Source organism: Mycobacterium sherrisii (assembly GCF_002102355.1).
GTDB classification, from domain to species: domain Bacteria; phylum Actinomycetota; class Actinomycetes; order Mycobacteriales; family Mycobacteriaceae; genus Mycobacterium; species Mycobacterium sherrisii.
Genome location: NZ_LQPT01000070.1, coordinates 158,933 through 175,516, shown reverse-complemented (window position 1 = coordinate 175,516; position 16,584 = coordinate 158,933). Strand labels below are relative to the sequence as shown.

Genomic DNA, 16,584 nt, shown 5'->3' with positions numbered 1-16,584 from the left:
GATGCACTTCACCATCACGCACCCGATGCACAGCCACCCGTACAACCGGGAGCTGGTGAGCGCGGATGGCATCGCCAAGATGGCCGCGGCGGCCGAGGCGGCCGGCATTCACGGCTTCGGTTTCACCGACCACCCGGCGCCCTCGCAGCGATGGTTGGAGGCGGGCGGGCATGACGCGTTAGATCCTTTTGTCGCTTTGGCTTTCGCGGCCGCGGCCACCTCGACGCTGCGGCTGATTCCCAACATTGTCGTGCTGCCCTACCGCAACCCGTTCGTGGTCGCCAAATCCGCCGCCACCCTCGACCTGCTCTCCGGCGGTCGGTTCACCCTCGCGGTGGGCGTGGGCTACCTCAAACGCGAGTTCGCGGCGTTGGGGGTGAGCTACGACGAGCGCGCCGAGCTGTTCGAGGAGGCCCTGCAGGTGATTCGGTCCATCTGGACCGGCGACGACATCACCTATGAGGGAAAGCATTTCAGCGCCCGCGGCATCACCGCGCACCCCCGGCCGCTGAGCAGCCCGCATCCGCCGATCTGGATCGGCGGCAACACCGCCGCCGCACGCCAGCGGGTGGCACAGTACGGTGACGGCTGGTGCCCATTCCCCGCCGCGCTGCAACTGGCGCAGACCGCCGGCACCGCCGTAGTCGACTCGGTGGACACACTCGCCGCCGGCATCGACGATCTGCGGCGCCGCTGCGATGCGGCGGGCCGGGACTTCGCGGCAGTCGACATCACCTTCACGAACTTCGACGGCGGCAGCCCGACCGGGGACGGGTTCAACGCCGACGCCTACCTCGACGGCCTGGACCGACTGGCGAAACTCGGGGTCAGCTGGGTCAGCGTCCACCTGCCCGGCGACAGCATGGCGCACGCGCTGGAGACCCTGGACCGCTTCCGCACGCTGGTGATCGACGCGATCTGATGGACTTCTCCCGTGTCGAACTCTCGCCCGAGGAACAGGAGTTCTTCGACCAGACCCGGGCGTTCGTCGCCGAACACGTCACCGACGAGGTGCGCCGGCGAGACCGCGAGACGGGTGAAAACTTCAGCGAGCCAGTACATTTGGCGCTGGGCGCAGCGGGTTATCTTTCCTCGGACTTTTTGCTAGAACCCGAAGGTGGATTCGATCCGGTGCGCCGGCGGATCTTTCACCTCGAGATCGGTCGGGCCCACACGCCCTGGTACCACTGGGGCACCACCGCCGTCGTCGCGCGACTGGTCAAGCAATTCGGGGCTCCCGCACTCGTCGACGCGGTGCTGCCGGGGGTGCTGGCCGGCGAAATCCGGTTGTGCCTGGGCTACACCGAACCCGAGGGCGGTTCCGACGTCGCGACGTGCAAGACCCGGGCCGTCCGGGACGGGGACGGCTGGGTCATCAACGGGTCGAAGATGTTCACCTCCAACGCGCAGAACGCCCAGTACGTCTTCCTGCTCACCAACACCGACCCGCAGGGACGTAAGCACAAGAACCTGACCATGTTTCTGGTGCCCCTGGATTCGCCGGGCATCGAGATTCAGGGCATCCGCACGCTCGACGGAGACCGCACCAACATCGTGTACTACAGCGATGTGCGGGTCGACGATCACCACCGGATCGGCGAGGTCAACGGGGGCTGGACGGTGATGCGGTTCGCCCTCGACGCCGAGCACGGCATCGCCGAACCGCAAACCCATGGGCTGCAGAACATTTCGATGATGTCCGAGCACGGCAACTTGATGGCCGAGGCGGCCGATGGGGTTGCCGCGGTGCTGTCTGCACCGGACACCGACGGGCGGCGCCCAATCGACGACGAGTCGACGAAGTACCGGCTCGGGCGCAGCTTGGCGCGAATCGAGGCGGCGCTGTCGACGCCGGGCATGTACGGACGGGTGGCGCTGATCCAGACCATGCGCGAGGTGTCGCCGGAATTGATGGACATGCTTGGGACGGCGTCGGCATTGCCCACCGACACCACGGGTTCCGCCGACAATGGGGCCATCGAGTTCATCTTCCGCCACGGTGTACCCGCCGGGATCTACGGCGGCACCCTGGAGGTGTTCCGCAACATGATCGCCCAGCACGAGCTGAAGCTCGGCCGCCCCAGTCCTGCCGCGAGACGGTAACTATCGCCGTCCCTGCTCGGGCGAAATGCGTCGCCTGTCGCAGTCTCGCGGTGTCAAGAAGCGGGTAGCTGCGCGATTACCTCCGCCTTGGACTCATCGAAGCTGAAAAACCCTTTGATGGGAAGGCTTTCCGGCGGCGGATCCGGGTAACTCCAGGCGACGTCCTCGACCTCGCCCGCCGACCAGTACGTCGCGTGACCCTTGTAGTTGCAGTAGGTCACCGTCTGCGAGCGGCGCAGCAGCTCGGTGCGAACACGTGACGGGTGCACATAGAGTCGCGGGGCCAGCGCGGTCTCGAACACGATGACGGTGTCGTCGGTGTCGACCAGCGTGGTGCCCCCGAGCCGGACGCGCAGGCGGCGTGTGGTCGGCCGGCAGTCCACCCGGTGGTAGGGATTGGGCGGGTAGTGCACGAGCTCGCGGCCTTCCTCCACCCAGGTGTCGACCGCGTCCCACGGCACGTGTACGAAACCCGGTGCCGCCGGCTCGGGTTCGGCCGGCAGATCGCCGACGTCCTCGGCGCGAAACAGGTAGCTCAGGGGGCACCCCCGCCGATGCACCAGCAGCACTTCCTCGGTGTCGATCACCGGACGCCCGCCCCGCAGCGCCTGCACGCGGCGCGGATGCGGCTCGATATAGACGACCTCGCCAGGCAGCGGGGGAGAAAACCGCCCGGCCGGTTCGCGGCTGAGCGGGCCATGTCCGGCGACCAAACTCATGATGCCCAGGTTAAGGCGTCAGCCACGGCCGCAGCGGGGCCGCCCGGAAAAGCTTCGAAAAATAAGGCCCTAACCGACATCGGTGGTTGCCGCCGTCTCGATATGGGCAATGTGCAAATGCCGCACAGACGCCGCGTGGGTGAACGGGGACATATTGACGGCTTGCAGCAAATAACAAAGCGAAGCAATGCATTTGAGACAACGATAAGGAAACAGGCAGATCACAAAGCTTGACCTAAACGTGTCGTAAACGTGACAAAAAACCCCCATTGTTATCGAAGCGAAATGAATGCAGTTAGCAATTCTTGACAATTAACCGGGGGGACGAATGACAGCACTGACCAACCGCCGCCGCGCCGCCGTTGGGGCGGCGGTTCCGGCGCTCGCTTTGACACTGGGACTATCCGCGGTCGGGGCGGGCGGGCCGGCGCACGCCGACCCGCCCACCGGCTCGCTCACCGCGATCGGACAGTCGATCTGTCCGATGCTGGTGAAGCCGGGCGCCACCCTGGCGTCCATCGCCTCGCAGTTGTCCGGCAGCTCCGGTCTTCCGCCCGGCATCGTCAGCATGGTCGCCGGCATGGCGATTCAGTCACAGTGCCCGGGTATGATCGCCTCACTAGCCAACGGCCAGATGCCGTTTGGGTTGCAAGGCCTGGGCGGGGCCCCGGGCCTGGGCGGTGCCCCGGGCCTGGGTGGCGTGCCTGGTCTCGGTGGCGCTCCGGGGTTCGGTGGCACTCCCGGCCTGCCCGTCCTGAACCAGGCTCCGGCGGCCAATCCGGCGCCACTGGGCCCGTGGCCGGGCCTCTAATCACTCCCACGCTCGTCACCCCTGTCCCCGCGCTGCACCGACCCGCAGCACGGCGACAGGGACGGCACGGAGTAGGAACATAGCCATGGCAGGACCGGTAGCAGGCCTCAAGGTCGTCGAACTCGGAGTGTGGGTGGCTGGTCCGGCCGCCAGTGCCATTTTGGCCGACTGGGGCGCCGACGTCATCAAGATCGAGCCGCCGGCCGGCGATCCGGGACGGATGTTCGGCCGGATGCTGGGCTGCGACCTGGGCCTCAACCCGCCGTTCGAGATGGACAACCGCAACAAGCGCAGCATCGTGCTGGACCTCACCAGCGACGAGGGCCGAGGCATCGCTTTCGAATTGCTGGCCGAGGCAGACGTTTTCGTGACCAACGTCCGTCCCGGCGCCTTGCACCGTCTCGGCCTGGACTACGAATCGCTATCCGCGCACCACCCCCGCCTGGTCTACGGCCTGATCACCGGGTACGGGGAGACCGGTCCCGACGCCGAGCGCGCCGCCTACGACGTCGCCGCATTCTGGTCGCGGGCCGGGCTGGCACACCTGCTCACCCGGCCCGGCCAGACGCCGCCGTTCCAGCGTGGCGGCATGGGCGATCACTCGGCCGGAATGACGCTGGCCGCGGCGATCTGCGCGGCGCTGCTCGCCCGCGAACGCACCGGAACGGGGCAGCTGGTCACCACCTCCCTGTACCGCCAGGGCGCCTACACGGTGAGCTTCGACCTGAACACCTATCTGCTGACCGGTCAACCCATCGCAGTCGGAGAGCGCGAAACGATGGGCAATCCGTGCATGAACAACTACGCGGCGGGCGACGGTCGGCGGTTCTGGATCGTCGGCCTGGAAGGCGACCGGCACTGGCCGCCGCTGTGCCGTGTGGTCAACCGGCCCGACTGGATCGACGATCCGAGATTCAGCGACGCGCAGGCCCGGTTCGCCAACGGTCCCGAGCTGATCGCCGAGTTGGACGCGATCTTTGCGACCCGCGCCCTGGACGAATGGGCCGAGACGTTCGCGACGGAACCGGATTTCTTCTGGTCACCGATTAATTCGCTAGAAGACGTGGTGGCCGACGAGCAGTTTCACGCCGCTGGCGGCATCGTCGACGTGCCCGACGGCGAAGCCGGTGTCGCCATGGTCGCGACCCCGGCGGACTTCCACGGCACGCCGTGGGCACCCCGCGCCGTGGCCCCGCAGTTGGGCCAGCACACCGAGGAAATCCTGGCTGAACTCAAGGCCCGACGCGACTGCTGACTGCTCCGCAGAACCTTTACAAAATCCGACCGAAGTGTCACGCTGTGCGGTGAGCCGCGTCACCGGGTGTGAGGCGGCGCCAGCCCTTTTCAGAGCCCATGACAAGCGCTGCAGCTGCCTTGGAGCCCACGCACTCCTCGGTGTGGCGGTGAGGAACGGATTCGATGGTCACTCCGACGTTCGACATCAGCCCGAGCAGGCACGCCGGTGCCGTGCCGGCCAGCCGAGGTGAATGCCTGCGCTACCGCCTGGACGTGGTCGCGGCGAGCGCCGTCGACGTCGTGCACGCGGCCGGCGGATGGCTCTACGACCGGAGCATGGCGGGCTGGGAGGTGACCGTGCTGTTGCCCGGCAGCTGCGATACTCGGCCGCTGCGCATCCTCGGCCTCCGGGTGGCCGATTCCGTTTCCGACGACGAGGTGACCGAGTCCCCGAGCCAGACCCTGGCCGTCAGCGCCGAGGCGTTCGCCGCGGATCCACGGGTACGTGACCGAGTGTTCGCCTCGCTGGACGACCGCCTGACCGAGGTCGCCCTGTGGGGCCAGGGGTGGCCATTGGGTGTCAACCGCAGCATGACACGGGCCCAGCACGTGCTCAGCGCGGCGGCACAACGATTCAAGAGCTACGCCCTGGCCGCGGCCGGGATCCCTTGCGCCCTGGTCGAACCCACCGAGACGCTGCTGTGCGAAGCGAGTAGCGCGGGTCCCGGGTCAGATCCGGTCCGGCTGGACTGATGAAGAAGTACTATCGCCACACCCTGCTCTACCTGCACGAGACGATTTCGCTGGGCTGCGGATCCGGCGACCGATTCACTGAGGTCTTCGCCGATACCTATCGACCGATGATGGATCAGCTCGGGGCGCGGCTGTTTGCGATCTGGGAAACCACGCCGTACAACGGGCACTGGCCGCAGGTGACGATCATCTGGGAGATCGACGGGTTCGCCGACTACGCGCGGATCGGCGCGGCCCAGTCCCGAGGCGGAAGTCACGAGTCCGCGGCGGGCAACTGGTCGGCCTATCTGACCGAGATTGGCGCCTCCGGTGAGGGACGGATCATGTATCCCGGCCCCAGCAACAAGACCCTGACACAGCTGCGCGAGGCCAATTTCACTGCGCCACTGGTGATTCAAGAGATCATGCAGACCAAGCCGGGCCGCCAAGACGACTACATCCGCGAGCTGGAGCGCCTCTACGTACCGTGGTCGGAGCGCACCGGCAAACGCTGGCTGGGCTCGTTCACCACCACGTTTCGCTACAACGAGGTCATCCACTACTGGGCGTTGGACGGCGGCTGGGAGTGCTTCGCCAACCACTACCCGTCGTGGCAGGAAAGCCCGCCGGCCGAGATCGTCACCTGGATGAGCGTGGCGCCGGCCCTGCGCGACGGCTGGGAAGATTCGATCCTGCAAGCCCTACCGCCCTCACCCCTGCAGTGACCGCACCGACATCGGCGGACCCGGCCTTCGCCTACGATCCGTTCGACGCGGACGTGATGGCAAACCCGTTGCCGTACTACCGAATTCTGCGCGACCGGTATCCCGTCTACTACATGCCGCAATGGGACACCTTCGCGCTGTCCCGGTTCGAGGACATCTGGCAGGTGCTCGAGCTCAACGACGGAACCTTCGTGGCGTCGGAGGGAACGCTGCCCTCCGCGGCGGTGCTGGCCAAGCACAACAGCGGGCCGGTAGAGGATCCGCCGTTGCACCCCTTGCCCTTTCACGCGGTGTTCGACACCGACCTGTACAGCGAGATCCGGCGAGCGCACTCGGCGCCGCTGCGGCCCCGCTCGGTCGCCGGGTTGGCGGCCCGGATCCGGGAGTTGGCCAACGAGCGTCTCGACGAGTTGCTACCGCAAGGGTCGTTCGACCTGACCCAGGACTACGGCCGCATCGTGGCGGCCTCAATGGTCTGCGACTTATTGGGCATCGCAACCGAACTCGCGCCGCAGGTGCTGGCCGCCGTCAATGCCGGGAGCCTGACCGCGCCCGGTGAGGGCGTCGACACCGCGCAGGCCCGTCCCAATTACCTGGAATACCTGATCCCGGTGGTACGGCGGCGCCGAGCCGACCAGTCCGGGCGCCCGTTGCCGGTGGTGGACGGTCTGCTCGGGTACCGACTGCCCGACGGCAGCGCCCTGTCCGACGTGGAAGCCGCAACGCAAATGCTGTGCATCTTCATCGGCGGCACCGAAACCGTGCCGAAGATCGTCTCCCACGGGCTGTGGGAGCTCAGTCTGCGGCCCGAGCAGTGCGCCGCCGTGCGCGCCGACCCCGCCGCCACCGTGCCGGTGGCCAGGGAGGAGATGCTGCGGTACTGCGCGCCCGCGCAATGGTTCGCCCGAACTGCGCGGCGGCCCTTCACCATCCACGGCCAGACCATCCACCACGGCCAACGGGTGATCACCCTGCTGGCCTCGGCCAACCGCGACGAGCGGGAGTACGTAAACCCCGACGAGTTCGTCTGGAATCGGCCCATCACCCGCTCACTGGTCTTCGGCCGCGGCCAGCATTTCTGCATCGGCTTTCATTTGGCTCGACTGGAAGTGACTGTGCTGGTGCAGGAATGGCTCAGACGAGTCTCCGATTTCGCGATCAACGGCCGGGCTGCCACCCGGCCGCCGTCCAGTTTCCAGTGGGGATGGAACAGCATCCCGGTGGAGGTCTGAGGTGTGGTCCTACCGGATCGTCGCGCCGTATCAGTTCGAGAGGACCGCCATCGCCGAGAAGACCGCCGAGCAGCTCACCGACGGTCAGGTCCTGCTGCGGTTCTTGGCCGCCGGGGTGTGCGGCAGCGATCTGCCGGCCTTTCGCGGCGCCAAGGGCAGGCTGCCTGGTGATGACGGCGTCAGCGCGGCGGAGAAGGACGGGTTCCCGATTCACGAGGTGGCCGGCGAGGTGATCGCCAGCCGGCATCCCGACCACCGGCCCGGCGATCGCGTGGTGGGCTGGGCCTCCGGTTTCGACGGCCTGATGGAGCGGGTGATCAGCCATGGCGACGGCCTGGCGCCCTACGATCCGGCGCTGTTGCCCGCGCAGGCGGTCGGGCTGCAGCCGCTGGCATGCGTGCTCTACGCGTGTGAGCAACTGCCCGACCTGGCCGGCCGGCACGTCGCGGTCATCGGTCAGGGCTCGATCGGTCTGCTGTTCTCCTATCTCGCCAAGGCGGCCGGCGCCCGCCGCGTCACCGGCGTGGATCCTGTCGACCGGCGAAGTCTGGCAACAACTTTCGGCGTCGACGACATGGTACGGGCCACCAGCGACCGGTGGGTCGATCAGCTTTCGCCCAGCGACCGCGCCGATGTCGTGATCGAGGCCGTCGGACATCAAGTCGCCACGCTGGGTCATGCTATTGCGGCCGCCGCTCCCGGCGGCACCGTGTTCTACTTCGGGGTCGCCGACGACGAGGCGTATCCGGTTAACATGCGTCTCATGCTGCGCAACAACCTGACGCTGAAATCCGGTGTGACGCTTGACCGGCGACGGATGCTCGAGGACGCCGGCAAGTTCGCCGCCGACCATCCCGAGTTGCTCGGCCGCTACCTCACGCACACCTTCGGCGTTCACGACGTCCAGGGCGCCTTCGAGCTGGCCTGCCGGCCGGTCGCCGAGCGGGTGAAGATCGCGATCGCGTCGTGAGCGCGTTCGGCGCGGTGCGCAGCGCGACCACCCCGATCTGGGGTGGTTGGATCACCGGGCCGACGCTGATCGGGCCGCAGGAATTCGCGCGTGCCGGGTACGATTACGTGGGCTTCGATGCCCAGCACGGCTACCTCGACGACGCCGACATCGCCGGCTTGCTGCGCTGTCTCGAGCACGTCCGAATCACCACCGTGGTGCGCCTACCCAACGCCGACGCGGCCCCGATCGGCCGGGTGCTTGACGCCGGCGCCGACGCCGTCCTCATCGCGATGATCGAGTCGGCCGAGCAGGCCGCGGCGGCCGTGGCCGCCACCCGTTACCCGCCGCGCGGCGTCCGCAGTTTCGGTCCCCTGCGCGCCGCCCTCGGCCCGGACCCGGCCGCGCACGAAGCCAGGGTGAGTGTGTTCGCGATGATCGAGACCGCGGCGGCCGTCGACCGGCTCGCCGAGATCTGCGCGGTCGGCGGTCTGACCGGAATCTACGTCGGGCCCGCCGATCTGGCGATCTCGATGGGCCACCCGCCCGTCGGGACCGCCCGCCACCCCGACGTGCTGAACGCGATCGTGCGCATCCATCGGGTCGCCGCACAGGCCGGCCTGGTCACCGGCATACATGCCAATGACGGTGAAACCGGGCACGCTATGGCGCAGCTGGGCTTCCAGATGATCACCCTGGCCGCCGAGTCGCAGGCGCTGCGCCGCGGCGCGATCGAGCACCTACGCGAGGCAACCGGCCAATGAGCGACGACAACCCGATTCGCGAATTGATCGCCGGCTACGCGCTCGCCCTTGACCGTGGCACATCGAGGACTGCGTGCGTGACGGCCCGTCCGATGGCCCCGAGGTGGCATCGTCATGAGCCGGCGCATCGCACTCGTCACCGGCGCCGCGGGCGGCCAAGGCTGGGCCATCGCCAGACGCCTTCGCGCCGAGGGCTATTCGGTGACCGTCGGTGACGTCCGAGCCGACAAGGTGGCGGCCAAGGTCGGCGAGCTGGGCGACAGCGAGCTGCTCGCGGTAGAACTCGACGTGACCAGTCCCGGGCAATGGCAGATCGCCGTCGAGAAAACCGTGAACCGATTCGGTGGGCTGAGCGTGCTGATCAACAACGCCGGCGTCTTGCACCGCGCCACGCTGGCCGACGAGACGCCGGAGGATTTCGAAAGCGCTTGGCGGGTCAATTGTCTGGGAGCGTTCCTGGGTATGCGCGCCGCGCTCGCCGCACTGCGAGTGGCCGAGAATCCCGCCATCGTCAACATCTGCAGCACCGGGGCGATCCGTCCCTTCCCCACGCACTGTGCCTACGGCTCCTCGAAGTGGGCGCTGCGCGGGCTGACCCAAACGGCGGCGGCCGAGCTCGGCCCGTCCGGGATCCGGGTCAACGCGGTGTTCCCAGGGCCGATCGCGACCTCGATGCTCGACGCGGCCACACAGCAGCGCCTGACCGCGACGGCGATGTTCGGGCGACTCGGGCGGCCAACCGAAATCGCGGATGCGGTCGCATTCTTGGTGTCCGACGCGGCCTCGTTCATCACCGGGTCGGAACTGGTTGTCGACGGTGGGCAATGCCTGCAGATTCGATGAAACCGGACTTGGCGGTCGGCATCGTCGGAGCCGGGCCGGGCGGGCCGGTCCGATGAGCGAACTCGACGGCGCCGACCGTCTCGATCCGGCGCTGCGCGCCATCGCGACCACCCGCACCGCGTTCACCCGGGAAGCCATCGCGGCGCTGCGCGGGCCGTTCGACCAGCGCCGCCGCCACGCCGCCGGTCGGCTGCCCGGCGTGGCGATCGGCAACGACGACCTTGGCGGGGTGCCGGTCCGCAGCTATCGGGGCGGGCCATCGCCGGCGCCGGTGGTGATCTATTGCCACGCAGGCGGATTCGCGTTGGGCAACCTCGACACCGACCACCGCCAGTGCGCCGAACTTGCGCGCCGCGGCCGCTGCACCGTGATATCGGTCGACTACCGACTGGCGCCCGAGCATCCGTATCCGGCCGCGCTGGACGACGCGATCGCGGTGCTGAGGTGGGTGGCCGACCATGCCGGCGCGCTCGACGTCGATGCGACGCGGCTGGCCGTGGCGGGCAGCAGCGCGGGCGCCACGCTGGCCGCGTGCCTGGCACAGCGCGCCACCGACGGATCGGTGCCGCCCGTGATGTTCCAGCTGCTGCACCAACCGGTGCTCGACGATCGCGCCACCGCCTCGAAGGCCGAATTTCGCACCAGCCCGGCCTTCGACGGTGAGGCCGCCGAACTGATGTGGCACCACTATTTGGGCGATACGCCCGCGACCCCGGCCGCCGTGCCGGCGCGCCGCAGCGAATTAAGCGGCCTGCCAACCGCTTTCATCACCTGCGCGGAGATCGACCCGTTCCGCGACGAAGCCGTCAACTATGCGCTGCGGCTGCTGCACGCCGGGGTCGCCACCGAACTGCACGTCTTTGCCCGCACCTGTCACGGCTTCGATTCGCTGCTACCGGAGTGGTCGACCACCGAGCAACTGTTCACGATGCAGGGCCGCGCCCTGACGAGCGCCTTCTACGGTCACTAGGCCGTGGCGCCCCGTGGCGGCCCGGCGAGCCGTGCTGGAATACCAGCATGGCTTCCGGCCCGTCGATCCCGCCCGCGCCCGACCAGCTCACCAGCGGCGACTTCCCGGTGCTGTGGCCGGTCGGCACTCGGTGGGCCGACAACGACATGTTCGGCCACCTCAACAACGCGGTGTACTACCAGCTGTTCGACACCGCCATCAACGCCTGGATCACGCTGGGCACGGGGCTCGACCCGACCACGATGCCCGCGCTGGGGGTGGTCGCCGAGTCGGGCTGCCGCTACTTCACCGAACTGCAGTTTCCGCAGCGACTCGAGATCGGTCTGGCCGTGACGCGGCTGGGCCGCAGCAGCGTCACCTATCGCCTCGGTGTGTTCGCGGCCCCGGCGGACTCCGGCGTCGGCGCGGCACGGCCGGTCACCGCGCTGGGGCACTGGGTGCACGTCTACGTCGACCGGAGCAGCCGCAAATCGGTACCGATCCCGGTCCCCATCCGGTCGGTGCTGGCGACGGCCACCGTCGACGAGTCGGCCGAACGCCCCAGTTAGCGCCCCGCGCTGCGGGTTTCGCGTCCCCCGTTATGCTTCGCGCATGCCCGTTTTGAGTAAGACCGTCGAGGTCGACGCCGACGCCGGCGCGGTCATGGCGATCGTCGCGGATTTCGAGCGGTACCCGGAGTGGAGTGACGGCGTCACGGGCTGCTGGGTGCTTGCTCGGTACGACGACGGCCGCCCCAGCCAGCTGCGCCTGGACGCCGCCTACCAAGGATTCGAGGGCGTCTACATCCAGGCCGTCTACTACCCGGGGCCGAACCAGATTCAGACGGTGATGCAGCAAGGCGAGCTCTTCAAGAAGCAGGAGCAGCTGTTCAGCGTCGTCGAACTCGGCGCCGCGAGCCTGCTGACCGTCGACATCGACGTCGAGCCGTCGATGCCCGTACCCGCACCGCTGGTCAAACAGATGCTCAACAACGTCCTGGACCACTTGGCCGACAACCTCAAACAACGCGCCGAGCAGCTGGCCGCGAGCTGAGGCCCGGTCAGCCGAAAATCCCGGCGCCGTCCAGCATTTCGGTCAGCCGCCGGGCCGCGTCGGTGAACTGCCAGACCGTGTGCTCGATCACCGCCGGCGTGTCCCGCCGGCGCAGCGCGCCGATCAGCTGTCGGTGGTTGTCGACCGCGGCCACGCCCCACTGCGGATCGCCGGCGTACACCAGCACCGGCATGTACCGCGCGGCGTTCAGCAGGAACCAGGCCAGCTTGATCCGTCCGCTGGCCTGATTGAAGACCCGGTGGAAGGAGAACTCGAGGCCCGCGATCGTCTCCGGGTCGCCGGAGCCGACGGCCGCCGCCAGCGACTCGTTGATCCGTTCCAGCTCGTCGATCTCGGCCTCGGTGATGTGGTCGGTGGCCGCCTCGGCGAGTTCTCGCGCGATGGTCGCCTGCAGCCAGAAAATGTCCTCGATGTCTTGCCGGGTCAATGGCAGCACCACGTGGCCGCGGTGCGGCTCCAGCTGCACCATGCCCTCGCCGCGCAGCTTGAGCAGCGCCTCCCGCACCGGCGTCACGCTGACCCCGAGCTCGGCCGCGGTCTCGTCGAGCCGGATGAAGGTGCCCGGCCGCAACCTCCCCGACATGATCGCCGCCCGCAGGTGGCCCGCGACCTCGTCGGACAGCTGCGCCCGGCGCAGCTGTCGCCGGCGTCCCGGCGGTCGCGTAGGTAGCGGTACGTTCACGTGGGTGGCCAGGGCTTTCGCAAGAGTGGGCGGGGCGGTTTCAGGGCGTTTTCAGGTTTTTCCGGGTCTTGTCATCAGGGCGGCAAAGCCATAGTGTGACCCACACAACACGATGTTTTATCAAATATCAAGCTGTCGCAAGCGGTGCGCGAGTGAAGGGAAGGTATTAGTTGACCGCGCAACTTGCTAGCCACGAGACTCACGCAGCACAGGCGTCACAGCCCACCGGGCAGCCGTATCTGGCCCGCCGGCAGAACTGGGTCAACCAGCTCGAGCGGCACGCGCTGATGCAGCCGCAGGGCGTGGCGCTGCGATTCACGGGACGCACGTTGGCGTGGGCCGACCTGCAGCGCCGGGTCAGTGCGCTGGCCGGTGCCCTGAGCAGACGAGGGGTCGGCTTCGGAGACCGGGTGATGGTCCTGATGCTCAACCGCCCCGAGTTCGTCGAGGCCGTGCTTGCGACCAACATGCTCGGCGCCATCGCGGTGCCGCTGAACTTCCGGCTCACCCCGTCCGAGATCGGCTTCCTGGTCGAAGACTGCGAAGCACGGGTCGTGGTCACCGAGGAGGTGCTGGCCCCGGTAGCCACCGCGGTCCGCGAGATCCAGCCGCTGCTCGAGACGATCGTCGTCGCCGGCGGCGCCACCGACGACCACGTCGTGGGCTATGAAGACTTGATCGACGAGCCCGGCGGCGCGGGTGAGCCCGCGGACGTGCCGAACGACTCGCCGGCCCTGATCATGTACACCTCCGGCACCACCGGGCGCCCCAAGGGTGCGGTGCTGACCCACACCAACCTGACCGGGCAGACGATGACCGGGCTGTACACCAACGGCGCGGACATCAACAACGACGTCGGTTTCATCGGCGTCCCGCTGTTCCACATCGCCGGCGTCGGAAACCTGCTGGGCGGTCTGCTACTCGGCCTGCCCACGGTGATCTATCCCCTGGGCGCATTCGAACCCGGGCAGCTGCTGGACGTGCTGGCGGCCGAAAAGGTCACCGGGATCTTTTTGGTGCCCGCCCAATGGCAGGCCGTCTGCGCCGAGCAGCGAGCCCGGCCCCGGGACCTGAAGTTGCGCATCATGTCCTGGGGCGCCGCGCCTGCGCCGGATGCGTTGCTGCGGGAGATGTCGGCGACCTTTCCAGGAACCCAGATTTTGGCGGCATTCGGGCAGACCGAGATGTCGCCGGTGACCTGCATGCTGCTCGGCGAGGACGCGATCCGGAAGAGGGGCTCGGTCGGTAAGGTGATCCCGACGGTCTCTGCCCGCGTGGTCGACGAAAACATGAACGACGTGCCGATCGGTGAGGTCGGCGAAATCGTCTATCGCGCACCGACTTTGATGGCCGGCTATTGGAACAACCCGGAGGCCACCGCGGCGGCGTTCGCCGGCGGCTGGTTCCATTCGGGCGATCTCGTTCGCATGGACGAGGACGGCTACGTCTGGGTTGTGGACCGCAAGAAGGACATGATCATCTCCGGCGGCGAGAACATCTACTGCGCGGAAGTGGAGAACGTGCTCGCCAGCCATCCCGGCATTGTCGAAGTCGCGGTCATCGGTCGCGCGCACGAAAAGTGGGGCGAAGTCCCGATCGCGGTCGCCGCCGTCAGCACCGACGGACTGCGCCTGGACGACCTGTCCGAGTTCCTCAACGAACGCCTCGCGCGATACAAGCACCCCAAGGCGCTCGAGGTCGTCGACGCGTTGCCCCGCAACCCCGCCGGCAAGGTCCTCAAAACCGAGCTGCGGATTCGCTACGGTAACGCGAGCGGATCTCAAAGCGCGGGTACTGCAAGGGATTTCACGACGGGAGAGGGGAGCTGATCGATACTGTAACGTTTGCCCGTTGTTGACGAAGGGTTAATTGTGCGGATGCGGTTCACACCTGCTTGGCCATCGGGTACATTCCTGTGGTCTCCGTTACTACTTGCCAGTAGGGAGTCGGAGGTCACACAGGTGAATCGGGGGCAAGGCGGGGCTTTTCCCGGCCGCCTGACGGCGAGGGGGCGAGGCGTGCGACACGATCCGCGCAGTCGCATGGCGCGCGGCTCCGGCGTGAGGGGGCAGTGGTGACGTCGACCTCGACGAACTCGCGTGGGCCCTACCTCGTCGGCTATCTGCGCGATCAACTGGAGTCGCCGCTGACATTGATCGGCGGCTTTTTCCGGATGTGTGTGCTCACCGGCAAGGCGTTGTTCCGTCGACCCTTCCAGTGGCGCGAATTCATCTTGCAGTGCTGGTTCATCATGCGGGTGGCGTTCCTACCGACCGTCTTCGTCTCCATCCCACTGACGGTGCTGCTGATCTTCACCCTCAACGTGTTGCTGGCCCAGTTCGGTGCCGCCGACCTGTCCGGGGCGGGCGCGGCAATCGGTGCCGTCACCCAGCTCGGCCCGCTGACCACGGTGCTGGTGGTCGCCGGCGCCGGATCGACGGCGATCTGCGCCGACCTCGGCGCGCGCACCATCCGTGAGGAGATCGACGCGATGGAGGTGCTCGGCATCGACCCCATCCACCGGCTGGTGGTGCCCCGGGTGATCGCCGCGACCTTGGTCGCCACTTTGCTCAACGGTCTGGTCATCACGGTCGGGCTGGTCGGCGGCTACCTATTCGGTGTGTATCTGCAGAACGTGTCGGGCGGCGCCTACCTGGCGACCCTGACCACCATCACCGGCCTGCCGGAGGTGGTCATCGCGACCGTCAAGGCCGCGACCTTCGGCCTGATCGCCGGCCTGGTCGGCTGCTTCCGCGGCCTGACCGTGCGCGGCGGTTCCAAGGGCCTGGGCACCGCCGTCAACGAAACCGTCGTGCTCTGCGTCGTCGCGCTGTACGCGGTGAACGTGGTGCTGACCACCATCGGCGTGCGATTCGGGACGGGACGCTGACATGTCGACTGCCGCAGTGTTGCGTGCCCGCTTCCCCCGGGCCGCCGAGAACCTCAACCGCTACGGCGGTGCCGCCGGCCGGGGACTCGACGACCTCGGCCAGATGGCCTGGTTCGGGCTGCTGTGCATCGGGCAGGTGCCGCACGCGCTGCGCAACTACCGCAAGGAGACGCTGCGGCTGATCGCGCAGATCGGCATGGGCACCGGCGCCATGGCCGTCGTCGGCGGCACCGTCGCAATCGTCGGCTTCGTGACGCTGTCCGGCAGTTCGCTGGTCGCGATCCAGGGCTTCGCGTCCCTGGGCAACATCGGCGTCGAGGCGTTCACCGGCTTCTTCGCCGCTCTGATCAACGTGCGCATCGCCGCTCCCGTCGTCACCGGCATCGCAATGGCCGCGACGGTCGGGGCGGGCGCCACCGCCGAACTCGGTGCCATGCGCATCAGCGAGGAGATCGACGCGCTGGAAGTCATGGGCATCAAGTCCATCTCGTTCCTGGCGACCACCCGGTTCATGGCGGGCCTGGTCGTCATCATCCCAATCTACGCGCTGGCCATGATCATGTGCTTCCTGTCGCCGCAGATCACCACGACCGTCCTGTACGGCCAGTCCAACGGCACCTACGACCATTACTTCCGAACGTTCCTGCGCCCCGACGACGTGTTCTGGTCGTTCGTGGAGGCCATCCTGATCACGGCGGTAGTGATGATCACCCACTGCTTCTACGGGTACAACGCGGGCGGCGGACCCGTCGGCGTCGGCGAGGCGGTGGGACGGTCGATGCGCTTCTCGCTGGTTTCGGTGCAGGTGGTCGTGTTGTCCGCCGCGTTGGCGCTCTACGGCGTCAACCCCAACTTCGCTTTGACGGTGTAGCGCC

18 protein-coding genes are annotated in these 16,584 nt (G+C 67.7%); 16 read left to right on the top strand and 2 right to left on the bottom strand.

All coding sequences use genetic code 11. The features are described 5' to 3' along the window. Position 1 precedes the first annotated feature (1 nt). Both AWC25_RS11965 and AWC25_RS11960 read left to right on the top strand, forming a co-directional pair. Positions 2 to 922, top strand: coding sequence for an LLM class F420-dependent oxidoreductase (locus AWC25_RS11965; protein WP_069401692.1), 921 nt, complete (start codon positions 2 to 4; stop codon positions 920 to 922). Beyond that, on the top strand, positions 922 to 2,103 hold the full coding sequence (locus tag AWC25_RS11960; RefSeq protein ID WP_069401691.1) for an acyl-CoA dehydrogenase family protein: 1,182 nt from the start codon (positions 922 to 924) through the stop codon (positions 2,101 to 2,103). The genes AWC25_RS11965 and AWC25_RS11960 overlap by 1 nt, the downstream gene beginning before the upstream one ends. Positions 2,104 to 2,156: 53 nt before the next feature. Here the strand turns inward: AWC25_RS11960 and AWC25_RS11955 are convergent, their stop codons facing one another. Next, positions 2,157 to 2,822, bottom strand: coding sequence for a DUF427 domain-containing protein (locus tag AWC25_RS11955; RefSeq protein ID WP_069401690.1), 666 nt, complete (start codon positions 2,820 to 2,822; stop codon positions 2,157 to 2,159). A gap of 328 nt (positions 2,823 to 3,150) precedes the next feature. On the opposite strand from AWC25_RS11955, the gene AWC25_RS26520 reads away from it, so the two are divergent. The 11 genes from AWC25_RS26520 (at position 3,151) to AWC25_RS11895 (ending at position 12,116) form a co-directional block, all read left to right on the top strand. Further along, positions 3,151 to 3,633 carry a DUF732 domain-containing protein gene (locus tag AWC25_RS26520; protein WP_142278796.1) on the top strand — a complete coding sequence of 161 codons (483 nt, stop codon included), beginning with the start codon at positions 3,151 to 3,153 and terminating at the stop codon, positions 3,631 to 3,633. Positions 3,634 to 3,718: 85 nt separating this feature from the next. Beyond that, complete coding sequence (locus AWC25_RS11940; protein ID WP_085166828.1) at positions 3,719 to 4,888, top strand: CaiB/BaiF CoA transferase family protein; 1,170 nt, start codon at positions 3,719 to 3,721, stop codon at positions 4,886 to 4,888. Positions 4,889 to 5,052: 164 nt separating this feature from the next. Continuing rightward, the gene (locus AWC25_RS11935; RefSeq protein WP_085166827.1) at positions 5,053 to 5,622 is read left to right on the top strand and encodes a hypothetical protein; all 570 of its coding nucleotides are present in this window, start codon (positions 5,053 to 5,055) and stop codon (positions 5,620 to 5,622) included. Continuing rightward, positions 5,622 to 6,326: an NIPSNAP family protein gene (locus AWC25_RS11930; RefSeq protein ID WP_085166826.1), complete on the top strand. Its 705-nt coding sequence runs from the start codon at positions 5,622 to 5,624 to the stop codon at positions 6,324 to 6,326. The genes AWC25_RS11935 and AWC25_RS11930 overlap by 1 nt, the downstream gene beginning before the upstream one ends. A gap of 56 nt (positions 6,327 to 6,382) precedes the next feature. Beyond that, positions 6,383 to 7,558: a cytochrome P450 gene (locus tag AWC25_RS11925; RefSeq protein ID WP_085166843.1), complete on the top strand. Its 1,176-nt coding sequence runs from the start codon at positions 6,383 to 6,385 to the stop codon at positions 7,556 to 7,558. A gap of 1 nt (position 7,559) precedes the next feature. Further along, positions 7,560 to 8,528 carry a zinc-binding dehydrogenase gene (locus AWC25_RS11920; RefSeq protein ID WP_069401685.1) on the top strand — a complete coding sequence of 323 codons (969 nt, stop codon included), beginning with the start codon at positions 7,560 to 7,562 and terminating at the stop codon, positions 8,526 to 8,528. Beyond that, positions 8,525 to 9,271, top strand: a complete 747-nt coding sequence (locus AWC25_RS11915; RefSeq protein ID WP_085166825.1) for an HpcH/HpaI aldolase family protein — start codon at positions 8,525 to 8,527, stop codon at positions 9,269 to 9,271. Before AWC25_RS11920 ends, AWC25_RS11915 begins: the two co-directional genes overlap by 4 nt. 114 nt (positions 9,272 to 9,385) lie before the next feature. Next, positions 9,386 to 10,114, top strand: coding sequence for an SDR family NAD(P)-dependent oxidoreductase (locus AWC25_RS11910; RefSeq protein WP_069401683.1), 729 nt, complete (start codon positions 9,386 to 9,388; stop codon positions 10,112 to 10,114). A 52-nt stretch (positions 10,115 to 10,166) separates the two neighbouring features. Beyond that, positions 10,167 to 11,084 carry an alpha/beta hydrolase gene (locus tag AWC25_RS11905; protein WP_085166824.1) on the top strand — a complete coding sequence of 306 codons (918 nt, stop codon included), beginning with the start codon at positions 10,167 to 10,169 and terminating at the stop codon, positions 11,082 to 11,084. 47 nt (positions 11,085 to 11,131) lie between these two features. Beyond that, positions 11,132 to 11,632, top strand: a complete 501-nt coding sequence (locus AWC25_RS11900; RefSeq protein ID WP_085166823.1) for an acyl-CoA thioesterase — start codon at positions 11,132 to 11,134, stop codon at positions 11,630 to 11,632. Positions 11,633 to 11,675: 43 nt separating this feature from the next. Further along, positions 11,676 to 12,116: an SRPBCC family protein gene (locus tag AWC25_RS11895; protein ID WP_069401680.1), complete on the top strand. Its 441-nt coding sequence runs from the start codon at positions 11,676 to 11,678 to the stop codon at positions 12,114 to 12,116. Between the two features lie 7 nt (positions 12,117 to 12,123). Here AWC25_RS11895 and AWC25_RS11890 read toward each other — a convergent pair whose 3' ends face one another. After that, positions 12,124 to 12,819 carry a GntR family transcriptional regulator gene (locus AWC25_RS11890; RefSeq protein ID WP_069401679.1) on the bottom strand — a complete coding sequence of 232 codons (696 nt, stop codon included), beginning with the start codon at positions 12,817 to 12,819 and terminating at the stop codon, positions 12,124 to 12,126. 170 nt (positions 12,820 to 12,989) lie between these two features. On the opposite strand from AWC25_RS11890, the gene fadD5 reads away from it, so the two are divergent. The 3 genes from fadD5 to AWC25_RS11875 all read left to right on the top strand — a co-directional run bounded on the left by fadD5 (position 12,990) and on the right by AWC25_RS11875 (position 16,580). Beyond that, positions 12,990 to 14,648, top strand: coding sequence for a fatty-acid--CoA ligase FadD5 (gene fadD5, locus AWC25_RS11885; RefSeq protein WP_069401678.1), 1,659 nt, complete (start codon positions 12,990 to 12,992; stop codon positions 14,646 to 14,648). A 245-nt stretch (positions 14,649 to 14,893) separates the two neighbouring features. Beyond that, positions 14,894 to 15,709, top strand: a complete 816-nt coding sequence (locus tag AWC25_RS11880) for an MlaE family ABC transporter permease (RefSeq protein WP_069401707.1) — start codon at positions 14,894 to 14,896, stop codon at positions 15,707 to 15,709. Position 15,710: 1 nt separating this feature from the next. Beyond that, positions 15,711 to 16,580: an MlaE family ABC transporter permease gene (locus AWC25_RS11875; RefSeq protein ID WP_069401677.1), complete on the top strand. Its 870-nt coding sequence runs from the start codon at positions 15,711 to 15,713 to the stop codon at positions 16,578 to 16,580. Positions 16,581 to 16,584 lie beyond the last annotated feature (4 nt).